The sequence below is a fragment of the Mesorhizobium sp. M3A.F.Ca.ET.080.04.2.1 genome (assembly GCF_003952525.1).
Classification (GTDB): Bacteria; Pseudomonadota; Alphaproteobacteria; order Rhizobiales; family Rhizobiaceae; genus Mesorhizobium.
In genome coordinates, this window is the sequence record NZ_CP034451.1 from 6,093,350 (window position 1) to 6,112,289 (window position 18,940).

At 63.6% G+C, this 18,940-nt stretch carries 16 protein-coding genes and 2 pseudogenes; 9 read left to right on the top strand and 9 right to left on the bottom strand.

All coding sequences use genetic code 11. The features are described from left to right. Position 1: 1 nt before the first annotated feature. The 3 genes from EJ074_RS29110 to EJ074_RS29120 all read left to right on the top strand — a co-directional run bounded on the left by EJ074_RS29110 (position 2) and on the right by EJ074_RS29120 (position 1,106). Positions 2 to 250, top strand: a complete 249-nt coding sequence (locus tag EJ074_RS29110; RefSeq protein ID WP_095806003.1) for a ParB N-terminal domain-containing protein — start codon at positions 2 to 4, stop codon at positions 248 to 250. A gap of 119 nt (positions 251 to 369) precedes the next feature. Beyond that, on the top strand, positions 370 to 765 hold the full coding sequence (locus EJ074_RS29115; protein WP_095806002.1) for a GFA family protein: 396 nt from the start codon (positions 370 to 372) through the stop codon (positions 763 to 765). A gap of 128 nt (positions 766 to 893) precedes the next feature. Continuing rightward, entirely contained in the window at positions 894 to 1,106 is a 213-nt protein-coding gene (locus EJ074_RS29120) for a hypothetical protein (protein WP_095806001.1), read from the top strand. Between the two features lie 14 nt (positions 1,107 to 1,120). On the opposite strand, the gene EJ074_RS29125 is transcribed toward EJ074_RS29120, so the two are convergent. Next, on the bottom strand, positions 1,121 to 2,029 hold the full coding sequence (locus EJ074_RS29125) for a hypothetical protein (protein ID WP_095806000.1): 909 nt from the start codon (positions 2,027 to 2,029) through the stop codon (positions 1,121 to 1,123). Between the two features lie 178 nt (positions 2,030 to 2,207). On the opposite strand from EJ074_RS29125, the gene EJ074_RS29130 reads away from it, so the two are divergent. From EJ074_RS29130 to EJ074_RS29145, 4 genes are all read left to right on the top strand, one after another. Further along, positions 2,208 to 3,080 carry an undecaprenyl-diphosphate phosphatase gene (locus EJ074_RS29130; protein WP_095805999.1) on the top strand — a complete coding sequence of 291 codons (873 nt, stop codon included), beginning with the start codon at positions 2,208 to 2,210 and terminating at the stop codon, positions 3,078 to 3,080. Between the two features lie 158 nt (positions 3,081 to 3,238). Then, positions 3,239 to 4,060: a phosphodiester glycosidase family protein gene (locus EJ074_RS29135; RefSeq protein ID WP_095805998.1), complete on the top strand. Its 822-nt coding sequence runs from the start codon at positions 3,239 to 3,241 to the stop codon at positions 4,058 to 4,060. Positions 4,061 to 4,160: 100 nt separating this feature from the next. Beyond that, positions 4,161 to 5,279, top strand: coding sequence for a GH25 family lysozyme (locus EJ074_RS29140; protein WP_095805997.1), 1,119 nt, complete (start codon positions 4,161 to 4,163; stop codon positions 5,277 to 5,279). Between the two features lie 324 nt (positions 5,280 to 5,603). Beyond that, positions 5,604 to 6,074 (top strand): YbhB/YbcL family Raf kinase inhibitor-like protein, encoded by a 471-nt coding sequence (locus EJ074_RS29145; protein ID WP_095805996.1) that lies wholly within the window; start codon positions 5,604 to 5,606, stop codon positions 6,072 to 6,074. Positions 6,075 to 6,415: 341 nt separating this feature from the next. On the opposite strand, the gene EJ074_RS29150 is transcribed toward EJ074_RS29145, so the two are convergent. The 6 genes and pseudogenes from EJ074_RS29150 to EJ074_RS29175 all read right to left on the bottom strand — a co-directional run bounded on the left by EJ074_RS29150 (position 6,416) and on the right by EJ074_RS29175 (position 12,562). Next, positions 6,416 to 7,324 carry a complex I NDUFA9 subunit family protein gene (locus EJ074_RS29150; RefSeq protein WP_095805995.1) on the bottom strand — a complete coding sequence of 303 codons (909 nt, stop codon included), beginning with the start codon at positions 7,322 to 7,324 and terminating at the stop codon, positions 6,416 to 6,418. A gap of 60 nt (positions 7,325 to 7,384) precedes the next feature. Further along, on the bottom strand, positions 7,385 to 7,615 hold the full coding sequence (locus tag EJ074_RS29155; protein WP_095806157.1) for a hypothetical protein: 231 nt from the start codon (positions 7,613 to 7,615) through the stop codon (positions 7,385 to 7,387). Positions 7,616 to 7,946: 331 nt separating this feature from the next. Continuing rightward, positions 7,947 to 8,314: pseudogene (locus EJ074_RS30510) on the bottom strand (VOC family protein). Positions 8,315 to 8,384: 70 nt separating this feature from the next. Then, positions 8,385 to 8,591 (bottom strand): type II toxin-antitoxin system HicB family antitoxin, encoded by a 207-nt coding sequence (locus EJ074_RS29165; protein ID WP_095805994.1) that lies wholly within the window; start codon positions 8,589 to 8,591, stop codon positions 8,385 to 8,387. Position 8,592: 1 nt separating this feature from the next. Continuing rightward, positions 8,593 to 8,784, bottom strand: coding sequence for a type II toxin-antitoxin system HicA family toxin (locus tag EJ074_RS29170; protein WP_165350123.1), 192 nt, complete (start codon positions 8,782 to 8,784; stop codon positions 8,593 to 8,595). Between the two features lie 19 nt (positions 8,785 to 8,803). After that, positions 8,804 to 12,562, bottom strand: coding sequence for a vitamin B12-dependent ribonucleotide reductase (locus EJ074_RS29175; protein ID WP_095805992.1), 3,759 nt, complete (start codon positions 12,560 to 12,562; stop codon positions 8,804 to 8,806). Between the two features lie 723 nt (positions 12,563 to 13,285). Here EJ074_RS29175 and gltX point away from each other — a divergent pair. Further along, the gene (gene gltX, locus EJ074_RS29180; RefSeq protein WP_095805991.1) at positions 13,286 to 14,659 is read left to right on the top strand and encodes a glutamate--tRNA ligase; all 1,374 of its coding nucleotides are present in this window, start codon (positions 13,286 to 13,288) and stop codon (positions 14,657 to 14,659) included. Here gltX and EJ074_RS29185 read toward each other — a convergent pair. Next, a complete protein-coding gene (locus EJ074_RS29185) occupies positions 14,577 to 15,782 on the bottom strand; it encodes a DUF2865 domain-containing protein (protein WP_095805990.1) in 1,206 nt (401 codons plus the stop codon). The genes gltX and EJ074_RS29185 overlap by 83 nt on opposite strands. Before the next feature lie 200 nt (positions 15,783 to 15,982). Between EJ074_RS29185 and EJ074_RS29190 the strand changes: the two are divergent. After that, a pseudogene (locus tag EJ074_RS29190) lies at positions 15,983 to 16,532 on the top strand (DUF1287 domain-containing protein). A 5-nt stretch (positions 16,533 to 16,537) separates the two neighbouring features. Here EJ074_RS29190 and EJ074_RS29195 read toward each other — a convergent pair. After that, on the bottom strand, positions 16,538 to 18,862 hold the full coding sequence (locus EJ074_RS29195; RefSeq protein WP_129553941.1) for an NADP-dependent malic enzyme: 2,325 nt from the start codon (positions 18,860 to 18,862) through the stop codon (positions 16,538 to 16,540). Positions 18,863 to 18,940: the final 78 nt, after the last annotated feature.

Consider the following 18,940-nt stretch of genomic DNA (forward strand, 5'->3'; position numbering starts at 1 on the left):
GATGCTGCGCGTGCAAAGGATCAAGGTCGACGACATCTACGTGCCTGCGGCGCGGCGCAAGACCCTGCACCCCGAGACCGTGCGCCAACTCGCCGAGGACATTCTCGAGAACGGCATGAAGATGCCGATCCAGGTGCGCCATGACGGCAAGCGGCATGTTCTGATCGAAGGGCTGCATCGGCTCGAAGCCGCCAAATGGCTGGGCGAGACGACGATCGACGCCTATTTCGTCCACGCACGGCGGCGTTGACCTTGTCGCCATGTCCCGTCTGCATCAACGCAGGCGATCGCATCGCATCAACGCTTTTCAATTGACGCTGTATCGCCGGCCGCTACCGTGCCGGCATTCTCACGAAGCGAGTGTTTGCGATGACGAAATACCAGGGCGGATGCCTGTGCGGCGCGGTGCGCTATCGCGCGGAGGCCTCGCCGATCAACGAGCGCATCTGTCATTGCCGGCTCTGCCAGAAGGCGATCGGTGCGGCCTTCAACGCGCGACTGCTGTTCCGCATCGATGACGTGACCATCGAGGGACCGGTGGCAACGGTCAATTCCTCGCCGGATCTCCTTCGCGGCTTTTGCCCGGCCTGCGGCACGACGATGTTCTCGCGGCGCGACTCCAAAGGCATCCTCGGCATCACCTCCGGCTCGCTCGACGACCCCTCCCTGTTCAAGCCCGACATGCATTTCTGGACCGCTTCCATGCAACCCTGGGTGCGGCTGGACGACGGCCTGCCGCAACACGCAGGGCCGCCGCCGGCCTGACTCATTTCGCCGCAGGCCTGCACAAAAATTTCATCTTCGATTCACGAGATAGCCGGCAAAGCGTCATTGGCGGGCCATCATTGCCTGCCTATCTAAGCGCTCACGCGGAGGCATCGAGGAGGCGACGGATGAGCGAGCGCATCAACACCCTGGACGAGCTTTTGAACGACCCGATCATTCAACTCGTGATGGAACGCGATCATGTGAAGCCGGCGGAGCTTCGCAGGCTGCTGGAGAGGGCTCGCGACAGGGCTGCCGACGATTCGCGCATCGATCAAGCGGTCGTGCCCCCTGCGCATGTCGTGGCCAGGAGCTGCCTGAAGCAATGGCTGTACCGCTAAAGCCTTGCCCTCCGTCAGCTCGAATGCGCCGGCAGGTAGCTGTAGTGGTCGCGAAAATACGCAATTCTGAAGCCGAGCCGATCATAGTTGCGACAGGCCGGTCCGTCGCGGTCGGGGCTCGGCGCTTCGATGTCGGCGACGAACAGTTTCGCGCCGGCGATGATGCCGTCGCGAACGATCCTCTCGCCAAGCACCGCGTCGAGATCGAAGCTCGGCGCCATGATGCCGGGCACCGGCGCGTCGATGCCGCTCCAGGCGGCACCGTCGGGGCCGATGTACAATGAGCGCACGGCGGCGACCGCGCCGTCACGTTTCAGCATATAGTGATGCCAGCCCTGGCGGCCAACCAGCGCCACGAGCCAAGGCGAGGTGGGCAGCCTGTACTTGCCATCGATGAAAGACGCCCATTCGCTCGCCGTCGGCGGCGTGACCTCCTCGACAGAAACATTTTCAGCCGGGAAGAGCGGTTCGACGGGCAACGGCGTCCCATCGCGAAAGATGCGTTCCCAGCCGCCCTGATGCTGCAGACCGCGGGCTTCCAGCCAGCATCGCAGCCGCGACGGTTCGGTGTGCGGGTTCGTATAAAACCAGGGTCGCAAGATGCCGGCCGCACGATAATGCGCAAGCAATGCGTCGACCTGGTCCTCGCAGGCCGGACCGTCGACCCCGAGGTTCTTGACGGAGTTGAAATGGATGAACGGGATCGTCGTGCAGGTGGTCCAGACGAGATCGCCGTCACGCGCGATGGAGAGGCCATGCCGCGCGGCAAAACCGGCGGGCGCGGCGTCGTAGAGGTCGAGCCAGGCATTGACCTCGGCGCGCTCGATGGCACGGCTCATATCACGCTGGACCGCCTCGATCGCGATTTCCGGTGGATGCGGCGGGACGAGCGGCTGCAGGTCCGAGAGGGCGGCGCTGTGCATGATCCTCCTCCAGTTCACCTTACAGTGTAAGATTAGTGGAGAATAATATGACTGCTCGCCTTGTCAAGCAGGATCAGCGGCACCTTACAAATCCGTGAATTGGATTTCCGGTGTGACGCGGCTAAGCCTGTCCCTGGGCTTTCGAACGACCATTCACTTTGACCGGAAAAGGACTGGGATGACCGACGTCTGCACGCAGGGACTGGACACCGGCTTTGTCGGCCTGGGCTATGCCAAGGTGGCTTTTCTCGGCATCGTGCAAGGCATCACCGAGCTGCTGCCGATCTCGTCGACGGCGCATATGCGCGTCGTGCCGGCCGTGCTCGGCTGGCAGGATCCCGGCTCTGCCTTCTCGGCGGCCATGCAGCTTGCGGCGCTTGCCGCGGTTGTCAGCTATTTCTGGAGCGATGTGAAGCATGTTGCGATGGGATCGCTGGCGGCGCTTGCGCAGCGCGATTTTGCCAACCGCCAGTTCAGGCTGGCGATCGGCATCGTGCTCGCAACCATCCCGATCGTTATCGCCGGCCTTGCGCTTTCCAGCGTGCTCAACGCCTGCAATTCACCGCTGCGAGGGCTGGCCGTGATCGGCTGGGCCTGCATCGTCATGGCCGTGTTGCTGGCGCTCTCCGAAATCTATGCCAGCCACAGGCTGACCCTCAACAAGGTCTCCGTGCTCGACGCCCTGCTCGTCGGCGTTGCCCAGGTCGGCGCCCTCATTCCCGGCGTCTCGCGCTCGGGATCGACACTGACGGCAGCGCTTGGGCTGGGCTACGCCCGGCCGGAGGCGGCGCGGCTCTCCTTCCTGCTCGGTCTGCCGGCGATCGCGCTCGCCGGCCTCAAGGAGCTGTGGGAACTGCACAAGGCGCATCTCGACGCGCATGGCTGGTCGATCCTGGCCGTCGGCCTCGTCGTCGCCTCGATCTCGGCCTTCTTCGCCATATGGGGGCTGATGCGGGTGCTCGAGCGCTTTTCCGCCTGGCCCTTCGTCGTCTATCGCGGCCTGCTCGGCGTTGTGCTGCTGATCGGTGTCGCCGTCGGCTGGCTCAGTTAGAGGCTTGCTCCGAATCCGCTATATCGACACCTGAACCTTAAAGCGCATCAAGCCGAATCGGATTCTGGCGACGCGCTTTTAGGTCTTTTTTGATGCATGTCGTTGTCCCAGAACCGCTGCACACTTCTGGGCGACATGCATGAGCTTCGGGTGCGCTGATGGATCTGGCAACGCTTCTGCACTCACTGCCTTTGCTGGCGACGCTGGTGAAATCGGCGCTGCCGGCCGCGGTCGGCGCGGGCTTGAGTGCCGGCCATTGGCTGGCGGCGCTGCCGCCCTGCCGCAATCTCAGCTTCGAAACCGCGACCTATCTCGTCTGCGAGACCGATCCGAAGCATTTCTCGATCGAGCTGTTCTGGAAGGACGAAGACGGCAAGCTCTACCAGTCGCTGCATAACCTCCGCACTGCCCAGCAGGCCGCCGGGCGCACTATGCTCTTCGGCATCAATGCCGGCATGTACCATCCCAATCTTGCGCCGGTCGGTCTCTATGTCGAAGAGGGTCGGCAGGTGACGCCGGCGAAGACCGGCTCCGGCTCAGGCAATTTCTCCATGCAGCCGAACGGCATCTTCTATCTCAGCGGGGGCAAGGCCGGCGTGCGCGCGACCAGGGATTTTGTGAAACGTCCGCCGCGGGTGGATTACGCCACCCAGTCAGGGCCGATGCTGGTCATCGACGGCAAGCTGCATCCGAAATTCCAGCCCGACAGCGCCTCGCGAAAAATCCGCAACGGGGTGGGCGTGCGCGCCGACGGCGTCGCGGTCTTCGCCATCTCGAACGACGTCGTGACATTCCACGAATTCGCCCGCCTGTTCCGCGACGAGCTCGGCTGCCCGAACGCACTTTTCCTCGACGGCACCATATCGAGCCTCTACGCGCCGGCCATCGGCCGCAACGACGACTACTGGAATCTCGGGCCGATGATCGGCGTGTTCAGGCGGTGGGAACGGCCGCGAATCGAGCCGACGGGCCAAAAGTAAATTTTGATTCAAACTTTGTTGGTAATTTCTCATTAGGAAAGGGGCTTCCGGCGGCGTCGTTCCTGCCTTCGGTCTGTTTGGTTTTGCGTACAGGTCAAAGATGCGGACTTTTGGCGTCGTCAGTTTCGTGCTCGCTTCGCTTTGCCTTGCCGGCTGCTCGTCCACGTCGAGCGTCGATGCCTTGCAGATGCCTTCCAACGAAACGACGAGCTCCGTGGTGCGGCCAAGCGCGCCTGTGACCAGGGCCGTCGCCACGAGGGATACCGAGACCACGGTGGAGACCGCCTCGATGACAGGCGCCACCCGCTTCGAACCGCCGGCGCCGTTGCCCGACGGGAATGTGGGTTCCGACGAGGAGAATCCGCGGCCCTTCGGCCTCGCCGAGGAAGAGGCGGCAGCGTTCCCCGCGCTCGACCAGCAGGACAGTGCCGAGCCGCAGGTCGAGGCCGCAGCGCTGGTCTCGCCGCCGAAGCGGCTGTCGCGGGCGGCTCCCGCCATGCTGGCCGGCCCCGTCACCCGCTATCGGTTCCGCGATGCCAAGCCGATCAATTTCGGCCGTGCCTCGCCCCGCCATCTTGCCGTGCACGGCGTCGACGTCTCGCGCTGGCAGGGCAACATCAACTGGGGCAAGCTACGCGCCCAGGGCGCCAACTTCGCCTATATCAAGGCGACCGACGGCGGCGACCATCTCGACCCGATGTTCATGAAGAACTGGCGCGGCGCCGATGCCGCCGGCTTGAAGCGCGGCGCCTACCACTTCTTCTACTGGTGCCGGACCGCCGGCGAGCAGGCCGACTGGTTCATCCGCAACGTGCCAAGGGTCCAGGGCGCGCTGCCGCCGGTGATCGACGTCGAGTGGAACGGCGAGTCCTCCTGCAAGCGCAGGCCCTCCCGCGAAAAGGTGCTGGAGAAGATGCAGGTGTTCATGGACAAGCTGGAGCGCCATTACGGCCAGCGGCCCATCATCTACACCAGCCCCGACTTCTATCGCGACAATCTGCGCGGCGCCTTCCTCGACTATCCGTTCTGGCTGCGCGCGGTCGCGGCACACCCGTCAAAAGTCTATCCGGGCCGCCGGTGGCTGTTCTGGCAGTACTCCGGTTCCGGCCTGTCGCACGGCGTAAGCGGCCGCATAGACCTCAACGTGTTCGGCGGCGACGAGCGGCAGTGGCGCGCCTGGGCCGGGGGCGGCCGGCAGATGGTCGCCGACGCGGATTGACCCGCTTTCGGATAGCCCGAGGCATCATAAGAATCGTGGACAGTGTGGCTTTGACGTAGGTCAACGCTTGAGCGGCAATGCGCCCACCTCGCGATACCCCCACAGGACAACGACAATTGCACGCCCGCGGCAACTTGCTGGCGCGGCGGAACGATCGGGCACTGCATTCGTTGGACTGACCAGGGACGTCGTGCGGCTAGAGGCAGACGCTCTCCCAAAATCAGGCGATGACCAAACCGCACGTGTTGTCCATCCGGAAGGAACGGGACCCGGTTCCGGTCGAAGCTGGTCCGGGGAGTGGCGTCAAAAGCGGAAGGAACTGACATGCCACTGACACTGACCAGTCCTGCGTTCGCCGACGGCGATCCGATCCCTGAACGTTTCACGCGCGATGGCGAAAATATTTCTCCGCCTCTGAAATGGTCTGGGATCCCTGACGGGACGAGAAGCTTGGTTCTCGTCGTGGACGACCCCGACGCACCGCGCGGGACGTTCGGACACTGGGCGGTGTTCAACATATCGCCCGACGTCGAGCACCTCGCCGAAGGGGAAGACGGAAAGCCGGGAACCGAAGCGCTTCAGCAGGGGAAGAACGACTTCGGCCACGCCTCCTACGATGGCCCGGACCCGCCGGCTGGGCACGGAGTTCACCACTACCATTTCCGGCTGGCGGCTCTCGACGTGCCGAGCCTCGGCATTCCCGGCCAGACCGGCGTCAAGGAAATCTGGAAGGAGGCCCGGCGTCACGCCATCGAGGCAGCGGAACTCGTGGGCACATACGAACATGCCGCCTGAGCCGCAAAGGCTTTTCCCCGTCGGGCAGGCCGTATCATTGGGGAGCCCGCAATGAACAATCCTGACCCGAACAATCCCCAACCGTTGCCGGGCGATCCCGGTCCCGAGCCGTCCCAGCCTCCAGCTCCGCCGGAAAACCCGCCCGGCGAACCGCCAGGCGTTCCTCCGCCTTCACCCGATCCCATCCCGGGACCGGGGAGGGGACCTCCTGACATCCCGCCGGACGCGCCACCTGAGTTTCCGCCGCTGGAGCCGACATTTCCCAGGCCGACGGCAGAAGAGTTCCGCGCGCAGCGGTGGCATTGAAGCGCGTCGCGACGAACGGATTCAGACGGCGCGCTTCAAGCCCTTGCTTTGATGTCGCGTTCTTCAATCATTCGGACGACCTGCCCGATATCCCGTGGCTCGATACCGAGTTCCGGCAGCCCCGGCATGCCGCCTGTCGCCACGTTGTCCCGACGCATGAGATCGACCTGGTTGCGCGTGAGGGCCGGCGTCGGGAGAAATTCCGCCGCGCCAGCCAGGGCGCTCCAGGCGGCAAACGGCATGGGCACAAGGATCGGACGAGCGCCGAACATTCGGGCGATTTCGCGAACCAACTCGCTGTAACGCAAAATACGAGGGCCGCCGACCTCGAACGTAGGCGCATTCTGGATAGGACCGGCGAGCAATCGGCTCACCGCTTCAGCGACGTCGCCAACATAGACGGGTTGAAGCCGCGTTGCTCCCTGCCCGAACAGCGGATAGATGGGCAGCAGCCGAACCAGTCGAATGAGCGTCGTGAGAAAAGCGTCGTCCGGCCCGATCATGACGGCCGAGCGCAAAATGATCGTGTCGGGAAACGAGTTCCTGACCGCGTCTTCTCCGCGCCCGCGTGCCTTGATGTATCTCGATCGGGATCTCGGGTCCGCGCCTATCCCAGAGATATGGGCGAGCCGCTTGACCCCGGCTTCCCGCGCGGCGCTCGCCAAATCGGCTGCTGCCGCCACGTGCATTCTTTCGAAGGTCAAGTCGCCATGCTCGATATAGAGGCTAACCGCGTTCACCACCGCATCCGATCCGGCAATCGCGGGGCCGATCGATGATCTGTCCAGAATATCCGCTTTGACCTGGTCGGACGCCTTCGCTGCCGAGCCGACCGCTGCCCGCGCGTGACGGGACACCGCCCGCACTTCAAAGCCCTTGTCCAGGAGCCGCTCGACGATCCTGCGGCCGAGGAACCCGGTCCCGCCGAACACCGCAACCTTCATCGATGCTCCTCACCTGACGCCGCTAAAGCGTGTCGTCGTCGCTCCACGGAGATGTCCAAATCAGATCGCAGGAACCCATTTCCAGAACACTCCTTCCATCCTCTCGGGATAGTATTTGAACTCACATTCGAACCGTCGTGCGTAGCTGGCGGCGGCGGCAAGCGCTGCCGCGCTGACGGGACGCATGCCCGTTCCCGGCGCGAACCAATCCTCCAGCAGATCGTCGGGCACATAGGCGCCGATCCTCAGCGGGAGCTGCTGCAGGACGACGTCCATTTCCTTCGGCGGCACCGCGTTCATTCGCTTTCGGGTCCTCGCGACCGTCAAATTTGAAGTCCCTGCGATTCCACGCACTAGTGAACTGCGTTCTCGGTCTCGAGTTCCATGAGAATCGGCAGAACGCTTCCTCGCCTATCCCATTACAAGGGGAGAAGGAGCGGGCCATTCCCCGCGCCGTCGTCATCCTCGGGCTTTTGACCCAAGGATCCATGCGTAACCATTGCGTAGGGCGCAACAGCGCAGAATTCTGGAACCGCCGCAACGCCTTGATGTAGCGGCATGGATCCTAGGGTTTGCGCGCGTCGCTTCGCTCCTTCGAATGACGAAGTGGAGGGGTCGCCCGCTACGCCTCGTTGATCATCGCCTCGATGTTGTAGCCATCGGGATCGAGCACGAGGCAGGCGTAGTAATTCTCCGCATAATTCGGACGCGGGCCGGGCGCGCCATTGTCTTTCGCACCGGCCTCGAGTGCTGTCCGATGGAACGCATCGACCTCGGATTGCTCTTCGCCCGGAAGGCGACATGCAGATGGGTGAGCGGCGGCTTCTCGTCGGTGCTCTGGATCTCGAACAGGCAGCCATTGCCGACATCGAAGGCCCAGAACACGCTCTCCTTGCCGAAGGACGGGCGATAGCCCAGCGGCGAAAAGGCCTGTTCGTAGAAGAGCCTGCTCTTGTCGTGATCGCTCACTTCGATGGTGATGTGGTCGATCGCGATGTGTCCTGGAGGATAGCGACCAGCAAGCGCGTCTCATCGTCGATGGAGGCATGGTCCATGGTGCCTACGCCTCCACGTACTCCGCTAAACTGACGCCTTTTGGGACATCGAGCCCGTCGGCACGCAGGCCTTCGATGTGGAAGCGTATTGCGTCGCGAATTTCATTTTCCACCTCAGGCACTGTCGCGCCGGTGGCGATGCAGCCGGGTAGGTCCGGCACATAAGCGGAAAAGTTGTTTCCGGCTTTCTCGATTACCACCGCGTAACGCATGTCAGCGCTCCTTTAGACCGGACTGCTTGAGGATGCTGTTCAATGTTCCTGGGGCAACCTCTTCAGACGGCTTGCCGGCCACGGTGACGCGACCGGCTTTGATTTCATGCTTATATTGGCGATGGCTGCCCTTGGTTGCAACCAGGTACCAGCCATCGACTTCCAGCAAACGAATAACCTCGCGAACAGTCAATCGAGGTGGCATCTAGATCTCAGCTGCACCCGCTCGTGCTTCCACATGTATCGCACTTCTCGCAGGTGCCGTTCCGCACCATGGTGAAGTTGTGGCACTCGGAGCATTCGTTGCCGGTGTAGCCTTGCAGCAGCGACTGCTGGCGGCGGGTGGCAGCGAGCTTCTTGGCCTCGGCCGCCTCGTTGGCAGCGGCGTCGGTGAAGAGGGCTTCGGCGCCGGCGGCTTCCTCTTCGACGATCTCCTCGGCCAGTTCCCTGGCGCGCTCCTCATAGTCGCGCTTGTAGGCGAGTGCCTCGTCGCTCGCCGGCTTCAGCGCCAGCACGTTGGAGCCGGCGAAGGCGGTGGGCGCTGCGCGGGCAGGGGTGGTCGTCGGGGCCGCGCCGCCAAAACCCTTCGGCTCGCTGGCACCGACCAGCCTCGGCGAGGCGCCGCGATAGAGGCCCTTGGAGAAGGGTGTCGCCTTGCCTTCGGTGATGCCGCGGCCGAGCGAGGTCTTGTCGAAGTCCGACTGGTCGACATGGGCGAGGTCGTGGCGGCCGAGATAGGAGACGGCAAGCTCGCGGAACACGTAATCGAGGATCGACGTCGCGTTCTTGATCGCGTCGTTGCCCTGCACCATGCCGGCCGGCTCGAACTTGGTGAAGGTGAAGGCCTCGACATATTCGTCGAGCGGCACGCCATATTGCAGGCCGAGCGAGATGGCGATGGCGAAGTTGTTCATCATGGCGCGGAAGGCGGCGCCTTCCTTGTGCATGTCGATGAAGATCTCGCCGAGGCGGCCGTCGTCGAACTCGCCGGTGCGCAGATACACCTTGTGGCCGCCGACGACCGCCTTCTGCGTGTAGCCCTTGCGGCGGTTCGGCAGTTTTTCGCGGTCGCGGTAGAGGCGCTCGATGACGCGCTCGACGATCTTTTCGGTCACCTGCACGGCGCGCTGCGCGGCGGGCGCCGCGATCAGCTGCTCGACCGCCTCGTCCTCGTCCTCATCGCCGTCGGCGAGCAGCGAGGCATTGAGCGGCTGCGACAGCTTCGAGCCGTCGCGATAGAGCGCGTTGGCCTTCAGCGCCAGCTTCCAGGACAGCATGTAGGCGTTCTTGGCGTCCTCGACCGTCGCCTCGTTCGGCATGTTGATGGTCTTGGAAATGGCGCCCGAGATGAAGGGCTGCGCGGCAGCCATCATCAGGATGTGGCTCTGGATCGACAGCGAGCGCTTGCCGATCTTGCCGCAGGGGCTGGCGCAGTCGAACACCGAGAGGTGTTCGGCCTTGAGGAAGGGCGCGCCTTCCAGCGTCATGGCACCGCAGACATGGATGTTGGCGGCGTCGATGTCCTTCCTGGAGAAGCCCAGGGCCGGCAGCATCTCGAAGGCGAAGTCGCCGAGCTGCTCGTCGGTGAAGCCGAGCGTCTCCTTCACCCAGTCGGCGCCGAGCGTCCACTGGTTGAACACGAACTTGATGTCGAAGGCCGACTTCAGCGCCGCGTTCAGCGCCGCGATCTTCTCGTCGGTGAAGCCCTTGGCCTTGAGCGAGGACGGGTTGATGCCCGGCGCCTGGTTGAGGTTGCCGTGGCCGACCGCATAGGCCTCGATCTCGGCGATCTGGCTTTCGGAATAGCCGAGCGTGCGCAGGGCTTCCGGCACGGCGCGGTTGATGATCTTGAAGTAGCCGCCGCCGGCGAGCTTCTTGAACTTCACCAGCGCGAAGTCGGGCTCGATGCCGGTGGTGTCGCAATCCATGACCAGGCCGATCGTGCCGGTCGGCGCGATCACGGTCGCCTGCGCGTTGCGATAGCCGTGCTCCTCGCCGAGCTCAATTGCGCGGTCCCAGGCGGCGCGGGCATGCTCGGCCAGGTCCTGCTGCTTGAGGTCGGAGGCGATCAGCGGCACCGGATTGACGGCGAGCTTCTCGTAGCCGTCCTTGTCTCCGTAAGCGGCGCGGCGGTGGTTGCGCATGACGCGCAGCATGTTCTGCGCATTGCGGTCATAGTCCGGGAAGGCGCCGAGCTCGGAAGCCATCTCGGCCGAGGTCGAATAGGCGACGCCGGTCATGATCGCGGTGAGCGATGCGCAGATGGCGCGGCCCTCGTCGGAGTCATAGGGAATGCCGGACGTCATCAGCAGGCCGCCGATATTGGCGTAGCCGAGGCCGAGCGTGCGGTATTCGTAGGAGAGCTTGGCGATCTCCTTCGACGGGAACTGCGCCATCATCACCGAGATTTCCAGCACGACGGTCCACAGCCGCACGGTGTGCTCGAAGGCGGCGATGTCGATCGTCCCGTCATCCTTGCGGTAGGGCAGCAAGTTGATCGAGGCGAGATTGCAGGCCGTGTCGTCGAGGAACATGTATTCCGAGCACGGATTGGAGGCCCGGATCGCACCGGCGGAAGCGCAGGTGTGCCAGTCGTTCATCGTCGTGTTGAAGTGCAGGCCGGGATCGGCCGACGCCCAGGCGGCGTAGCCGATCTTTTCCCACAGCTCCTTGGCCTTCAGCGTCTTCAGCACCTTGCCGTCCTTGCGGGCGGTGAGCTGCCAGTCACCATCGGCCTCGACGGCGCGCAGGAAATTGTCCTTCAGCGACACCGAGTTGTTGGAGTTCTGGCCGGAGACAGTGAGGTAGGCGTCGGAATCCCAGTCGGTGTCGTAGGTCTTGAACGACATCGAAGTGTAGCCCTGGCGGGCGAACTGGATGACGCGGTAGATGTAGTTCTCCGGTACGGCGTCCTTCTTGGCCGCCTTGATCTCGCGCTTCAGCGCGGTGTTCAAAGCCGGGTCGAAACAGTCGCCGTCATTGCCCTCACAATTGACGCAGGCCTTCATGATCGCTTCGAGATGCTTCTTGACGATCTTCGAGCCGGTCACCAACGAGGCAACCTTCTGCTCCTCATTGACCTTCCAATCGATGAATTCCTCGATATCGGGATGGTCGGCGTCGACGATGACCATCTTGGCGGCGCGGCGCGTCGTGCCGCCCGACTTGATGGCGCCGGCCGCGCGGTCGCCGATCTTGAGGAAGCTCATCAGGCCGGACGAACGGCCGCCGCCGGAAAGCTTCTCGCCTTCGCCGCGCAGCATCGAGAAGTTCGAGCCGGTGCCTGAGCCGTATTTGAACAGGCGCGCCTCACGCACCCACAGATCCATAATGCCGCCCTCGTTGACGAGGTCGTCCTGCACGCTCTGGATGAAGCAGGCATGCGGCTGCGGATGCTCGTAGGCGGACTTCGACTTGGTCAGCTTGCCGGTGAAGGGGTCGACATAGAAATGGCCCTGGCTCGGACCGTCGATGCCATAGGCCCAGTGCAGGCCGGTGTTGAACCATTGCGGCGAGTTCGGCGCGACGCGCTGGGTGGCCAGCATATAGGCGAGTTCATCGCGGAAAGCGCGCGCGTCCTCTTCCGACTTGAAGTAGCCGCCCTTCCAGCCCCAATACGTCCAGGTGCCGGACAGCCGGTCGAAGACCTGACGGGCATCGGTCTCGGAACCATAGCGCTCAGCCTCCGGCAGCTTGGCGAGTTCGGCCTCGTCGGCAACCGAGCGCCACAGGAAGGAGGGGACATCGTTCTCCTCGACCTTCTTCAGCCGCGCCGGCACGCCGGCCTTGCGGAAGTACTTCTGCGCCAGGATGTCGGCCGCGACCTGGCTGAACTGGGCCGGCACATCGATGTTGTCGAGGCGAAACACCACCGAGCCGTCGGGATTCTTGATCTCCGACAGCGCCTTGCGGAATTCGATCTCCGCATAGGCCGACTGCTCTGGTTTGGTGAAGCGACGCTCGATGCGCATTGGTCCGATCCCTTTTGTCTATATATAGCGCTTTTCCTGTGGGATTGCTGTCCCAAAGCCGATAAGCGCAGTCCGCCATTTGCCGGCATCGCAGGGACGCCGGCATTCTCCTCGTCGCGGGGCCGCCATGCAGACAAGCAAACGCCCTTCCAGGCGTTCACCCAGGTTGCCGGCCGACCCGCGGGTCCCTCAAAACTGAAACTTTTTTGTCGATTCCCTCGGAAGAGGGAGGTCCACACTATCTAGGGTTCAGCCTGCCTGCAAACACTAAATATAGTGTTAACAGATCATTTTTTCCAGGCCGACAATTCTCCCTTTCGCCCAGCCAAGCCCCAACAATCCCAACGCTTCCGCCAGCCTCGTGAACAGGCGGAAATGTGGGCCAAACGCACAAAATCCGGGAAAAAAGACCGGCCTCTGAACTCTCCGGTCACGCCCTCAACAGGAGCGCATGGCCTATAAAGAGCGACTCGTTTTGAACCGTCAAGGATTCGTTTTTGTAGGTTTTGTGACCCCAACATGTTGTGTGTCACATGTGTGGATAACGGGGACAGCGATGCGGCTTGGCGACTTCGGATTCGTGCTTCCTTGACCGGCTTGGTCAGTCGTCTTGGGGCGATGCCGACCAACCCTGCCTTTTCATTTTAGCTGGCTTGCACTATCTGTTGCCTTCGCGCGGGGGCGCGTCTTGTCAAGCTCAAACGCATCCGCTACGCCCCGCTCATGACAGTTACCGTCCGTTTTGCCCCATCGCCGACCGGCCGTATCCATATCGGCAATGCGCGCACCGCGCTGTTCAACTGGCTGTTCGCCGTGAACAACAAGGGCCGCTACATCCAGCGTTTCGATGACACCGACATCGGCCGCTCGAAACAGGAATTTGCCGATTCCATCCTCTACGACCTGCATTGGCTGGGCATTTTCCCGGACGTCACCGAATATCAGTCGCGGCGCTTCGAGATCTACGATGCGGCGGTAGAGCGGCTGAAGGCGGCGCGTGTGCTTTATGCCTGCTACGAGACGCCGGAGGAACTGGACCTCCGCCGCAAGGTGCGCCGCACGCGCGGGCTGCCGCCGGTCTATGGCCGCGAGGCGCTGACGCTGACGCCGGAGCAGGTCGCCGAATACGAATCCGACGGGCGCCGGCCGCACTGGCGCTTTCTATTGCCGAATTTCACCAGCGACCCGTTGCAGCCGGAACGCACCGAGGTGCACTGGAACGACGTGGTGCGCGGCGACGAGACGGTCGATCTTGCCTCGCTCTCCGACCCGGTGCTGGTGCGCGAGGACGGCACCTATCTCTACACGCTGCCTTCGGTGGTCGACGACATCGATATGGGCGTCACCCATGTCATCCGCGGCGACGATCATGTCACCAACACCGGCGTGCAGATCGCTCTCTTCAAGGCGCTCGGCGCCGAGCCGCCAGCCTTCGGCCACCACAATCTGTTGACCACGACCACGGGCGAGGGGCTGTCGAAGCGCACCGGCGCGCTGTCGATCGAGAGCCTGCGCGAGGACGGTATCGAGCCGATGGCCGTTGCCTCGCTTGCCGTGCTGGTCGGCACGTCGGAGAATGTCACGGCCGCGCACGATCTCAATGAGCTCGCCGAGCATTTCGACCCGGCCGCGACGTCGAAGTCCGCGGCAAAGTTCGATCCCGACGAACTCTTCGTGCTCAACCGGACGCTCATGCATCACATGTCGTTCGAGGAGGCGCGCGACCGGCTGATCGTGCTTGGCATTTCCGGCGAAAAGGCCGAGCCCTTCTGGATGGCGGTGCGCGGCAACCTCGACCGCCTGTCGGACGCCGTCGTCTGGTGGCGCATCCTCAGCGATGGTCCGCAGGAGCGGGCCGAATTTACCGGCGAGGACCGCGATTTCCTCCACCAGGCCTTCGACCTTCTGCCGGAAGAGCCGTGGAACGGCACCGTGTGGAAGGACTGGACCGGCAGGATCAGGGAATCCACGGGCCGCAAGGGCAAGCCGCTCTTCATGCCGCTGAGGCTCGCCCTTACTGGCCGCTCTTCCGGGCCGGAGCTTGCAGATCTATTGCCGCTGATGGGTCGGGAAGGAACGCTGGCCCGACGACCCTGACCTTGCGCTGATCCGGCGGCAGCGCCGAGGCTGGCGTCTTGGAGGTCTGCCGCTTGATCGTATCATGGTCGAGCCCGCCTTGCTGGTTGGCGGCGGTTTCACGATCGACCGCCGGGTCCGGCTTGGTGGCCGGAACCCGGATGAAGGATTGGCTCTCGCCTACCGGCTGCGACTCTTGCGGATTGGGTGCGTTGCCGCCAACAATCGCGAAGTTTTCGGGCTTTGCGTTGCAGCCGCAGGCCGGCGGCCGCGAGAAATTGGCCCTCTTGTAGAGATAGGCTGTCGGCAGCTCGCTATAGGGGCGGCCGGTCGCCGTCGAGGTCATCGAGCCGGGATCGTGGTTCATGCCGCGGGTGTAGAAGACCCGCATGTCGGTGCCGGGGCAGCTCGACTCGCAATTCTTCTGGTCGCGCTCGAAGTCGCCATAGGAGGCGGCGTTCGACATCGGGAAGAAATAGCCATCGCAGGTGCGCACACACACCGTACGGAATTCGTCATCCGCTCCCGGCAGGTCCATGCCCTCCGGCTGGTTGATGACGCGGCGCGTATAGCGCTCGCTGGGGTCGTCCGGGGGGATGCCGGGCTCTGCAGGCGTATCGAGAGTCCCGATCTCCCGGTTCTGTTGCCCAAAAAGCTGTGCGAACAGGTTGCCGTCGTCGCGGGCAACTTCTTCAGCCGGCATGCGTCGTTGCGCGAGCTCATCGGCGCCGCGGCAGCCATTGGCGTCTAGAGCCGCCAGAATGCGGCGGCGATCACGGCTCGAGCCACCACTGGCCAGCCGCTCACGTTTGGCCTGCAGAGCGTCGAGATTGGCACTCATGCGCTCGATCGAGGCATTGATCGCGGCGCATTGGCTGACATTGCGCGCAAACAGCGTGAAGCCGCAGCTGGCAGCGTTGGCGCGGCTTCGTGCTTTTGCCAATTGCTCGCGCTGCCGCGTGATGGCGTCGTCATATTTGGCGATCAGGCTGGCCCCACCGCCGCCGCGCGTGGCGGCGAGTTCGGCTTCGAGCTGGCGGCACATGGAGGAGGCGGCATGCGGCTCGGTCACCGCAAACACCGACGCCGCGAGCGCGGCAAGCAGCGTCGCAACGCGGCTCAGCTTCAACCCCGCGCCTCTCATTCGAAACCCCGATTGCCTCTCCGTCCGAAGCTACGCTTCCTCGGTTAACCGACTATGCCCGAGTCGAGAGCCTAAAAAAGACGTTTTCGCACTGGACCAGTTCTCCAATCAGGGCACTCGAGCGAGGGCGAAGCGTGGCTGTCCTTACCCGTCGAACCGCATTGCAACTCGGTCTTATGTGCCTGGCGACACCCGTCGCCATGGCTGAGGCGACACCCGCCGCGTCGGATTGGCGGACCAGATTGGTCGATGCGGCGCGTCAGCAGATCGGCGTCACCAGGCTCTATGATCCGACCTATGTCCGCCTGGCTTATCCCGGCGGCGACGTCGCGCAGGACCGTGGGGTGTGCACGGATGTCGTGGTTCGCGCCTATCGCCGTGCCTTCGGTCTCGACCTGCAGAAGCTCGTGCATGAGGACATGCTGGCCAATTTCGCCGCCTATCCGAAAGATTGGGGCCTCAAATCGCCCGACCGCAACATAGATCATCGCCGGGTCCCTAATCTTGCAGCCTTTTTCGGACGGCGGGGCGTTGCCCATCAGCGAGGATCCCGCCGACTACCGGCCCGGCGATCTCGTCACCCAGATGCTGCCCGGCAATCTGGCGCATATCGCCATTGTCTCGTCCAGTCGCTCGCCGGCGGCGCCGGAAAGGGCGCTGCTCATTCACAATATCGGGCAGGGCGTCCGCGAGGAGGACACGCTATACGCTTTCCGGCAGACCGGGCATTTCCGCTTCGCGCCAGCTTGAGACGCTCAGCTTAGATCCACGAGAGCCTGGGCCTTGTGCGCCGCCTCCACGACTGCCAGCGCCGTCATGTTGACGACGCCGCGTGATGTCACCGACGGCGTCAGAATATGCGCCGGCTTGTCGGTGCCGAGCAGGATCGGCCCGACATGCAGCGCATCCATCATGGCGCGCAGCGCCGTCAGCGTGATGTTGGCGGAATCGAGGTTCGGGAACACCAGCAGGTTTGCTTCGCCCTTCAGACGCGAATGCGGATAAACGCGCTGGCGCAGGTGCTCCGACAGCGCCGAGTCGGCATGCATCTCGCCGTCGCACTGCAACTCGGGCGCGATGCGGGCAAGAATCATGGCCGCCTGGCGCATCTTCAGTGCGCTCGGCGAATCGCGCGAGCCGAAATCCGAATGCGACAGCAGCGCAGCTTTGGGCTCGATGCCGAAGCGCTGGATTTCCTCCGCCGCCAGCACGGTCATTTCGGCGATCTCCTCCGCCGTCGGGTCGACCGAGACGTGGGTGTCGGTGAGGAAGATGATGCCGCGCTGCGAAATCAGCATCGACAGTGTCGACAGATCCTGGTCCTTGATGCCCGGGCGGGCCCCTATGATCAGCGTCACGTTGCGCAGATGGCGTTCGAAGCGGCCTTCGAGGCCGCAGACCATGGCGTCCGCGTCGCCGCGCTTCAGCGCCAGGGCGGCGATCACCGTGTTGTCGGTGCGCACCATGGTGCGAGCGGCCTCGGTGGTCACGCCGCGCCGTCCGGCGAGTTCGATCAAGAGATCGACATAGTTGCGGTAGCGCGGATCGTCCTCCGGATTGATCAAGCCGAAGTCGACGCCCGGCCGGATCCGCAGCCCGTAGCGCTTCAGCCGCACGTCGACGACAGCAGGACGGCCGATCAGGATCGGCTCGGCAATGCCTTCTTCCAGCACCACCTGCGCGGCGCGCAGCACGCGCTCGTCTTCGCCGTCGGCGTAGATGACGCGCTTGGCGCTCGAGGCCTTGGCCGAGGAGAACACCGGCTTCATCACCAGCCCGGAGCGGAAGACGAAGCGGTTGAGCTTGTCGATATAGGCGGCAAAATCGGTGATCGGCCGCGTTGCCACGCCGGTCTCGCAGGCGGCCTTGGCCACCGCCGGCGCAATGCGCAGGATGAGGCGTGGGTCGAAGGGCGAGGGGATGAGGAAATCGGGGCCGAAGATCGGCGTCTCGCCTGAATAGGCGCGCGCCGCAACGTCGGACGGCTCTTCGCGCGCAAGTGCGGCGATCGCCCGCACGGCGGCCATCTTCATCTCCTCGTTGATGGCGCTGGCGCCGCAGTCGAGCGCGCCGCGGAAAATGTAAGGAAAGCAGAGCACGTTATTGACTTGATTGGGAAAGTCGGAACGCCCGGTGCAGATCATGGCGTCCGGCCGAGCCGCCCTTGCCACTTCCGGCATGATTTCCGGAGTCGGATTGGCAAGCGCCAGGATCAGCGGCTTCGGCGCCATGTCCTGCAAGAGTTCGGGTTTCAGCACGCCGGCGGCGGAGAGGCCCAGGAAGACATCGGCACCGGGAATGACATCGGCCAGCGTGCGCGCCGGCGTGTCCTTCACATAGGGGTCTTTCCAGCGATCCATCTCTTCGATGCGGCCCTTATGGGCGACGCCGAACCGATCGGTGACCCAGATGTTTTCGACCCTGGCGCCGAGCGAGACCAAAAGGTTGAGGCAGGCAAGCGCTGCAGCACCCGCGCCGGAGGTTACGATCTTGATGTCGGCGATCTTCTTGCCGGCGAATTCCAGTCCGTTCAGCACCGCGGCGGCGACGATGATCGCTGTGCCATGCTGGTCGTCATGGAAGACCGGAATGCGCATGCGCGCCTTTAACTGCTCCTCGACCTCGAAACATTCCGGGGCCTTGATGTCCTCGAGGTTGATACCGCCGAAGGTCGGCTCGAGGGCTGCCACCGTCTCGACCATGCGCTCGATTTCCGGCGCGTCGATCTCGATGTCGAAGACATCGATGCCGGCAAACTTCTTGAACAGCACGGCCTTGCCTTCCATCACCGGCTTGGAGGCGAGCGGGCCGATATTGCCGAGGCCAAGAACCGCGGAGCCGTTGGAGACCACGCCGACCAAATTGGCGCGCGCCGTGTAATCGGCAGCCGCTGCCGGATCGTCACGGATTTCAAGGCATGGTGCGGCGACGCCGGGCGAATAAGCGAGCGCCAGGTCGCGCTGGTTGCCGAGCGGCTTGGTAGCCTGAATTTCCAGTTTTCCCGGGGTGGGATGCTTATGGAAGAAGAGCGCGGCCTCATCGAGATCCGACCTGGCCGTTTGTTTGCTCTCGCCGTCCATTGCGCCCCTCCCTGTGCTTGCTGCGTTCGAGCCTTTTAGCATGCGGCGAAGATTCTTCGCGACGCCAAATCACGATTT

Excerpts from the sequence above, each read along its gene's own strand:
- EJ074_RS29115 (WP_095806002.1), top strand. The coding sequence starts at position 370 with ATGACGAAATACCAGGGCGGATGCCTGTGCGGCGCGGTGCGCTATCGC.
- EJ074_RS29135 (WP_095805998.1), top strand. The coding sequence starts at position 3,239 with ATGGATCTGGCAACGCTTCTGCACTCACTGCCTTTGCTGGCGACGCTG.
- EJ074_RS29195 (WP_129553941.1), bottom strand. The coding sequence starts at position 18,862 with ATGGACGGCGAGAGCAAACAAACGGCCAGGTCGGATCTCGATGAGGCC.
- EJ074_RS29130 (WP_095805999.1), top strand. The coding sequence starts at position 2,208 with ATGACCGACGTCTGCACGCAGGGACTGGACACCGGCTTTGTCGGCCTG.
- EJ074_RS29185 (WP_095805990.1), bottom strand. The coding sequence starts at position 15,782 with ATGAGAGGCGCGGGGTTGAAGCTGAGCCGCGTTGCGACGCTGCTTGCC.
- EJ074_RS29120 (WP_095806001.1), top strand. The coding sequence starts at position 894 with ATGAGCGAGCGCATCAACACCCTGGACGAGCTTTTGAACGACCCGATC.
- gltX (WP_095805991.1), top strand. The coding sequence starts at position 13,286 with ATGACAGTTACCGTCCGTTTTGCCCCATCGCCGACCGGCCGTATCCAT.
- EJ074_RS29140 (WP_095805997.1), top strand. The coding sequence starts at position 4,161 with ATGCGGACTTTTGGCGTCGTCAGTTTCGTGCTCGCTTCGCTTTGCCTT.
- EJ074_RS29145 (WP_095805996.1), top strand. The coding sequence starts at position 5,604 with ATGCCACTGACACTGACCAGTCCTGCGTTCGCCGACGGCGATCCGATC.
- EJ074_RS29125 (WP_095806000.1), bottom strand. The coding sequence starts at position 2,029 with ATGCACAGCGCCGCCCTCTCGGACCTGCAGCCGCTCGTCCCGCCGCAT.
- EJ074_RS29165 (WP_095805994.1), bottom strand. The coding sequence starts at position 8,591 with ATGCGTTACGCGGTGGTAATCGAGAAAGCCGGAAACAACTTTTCCGCT.
- EJ074_RS29150 (WP_095805995.1), bottom strand. The coding sequence starts at position 7,324 with ATGAAGGTTGCGGTGTTCGGCGGGACCGGGTTCCTCGGCCGCAGGATC.
- EJ074_RS29110 (WP_095806003.1), top strand. The coding sequence starts at position 2 with ATGCTGCGCGTGCAAAGGATCAAGGTCGACGACATCTACGTGCCTGCG.
- EJ074_RS29175 (WP_095805992.1), bottom strand. The coding sequence starts at position 12,562 with ATGCGCATCGAGCGTCGCTTCACCAAACCAGAGCAGTCGGCCTATGCG.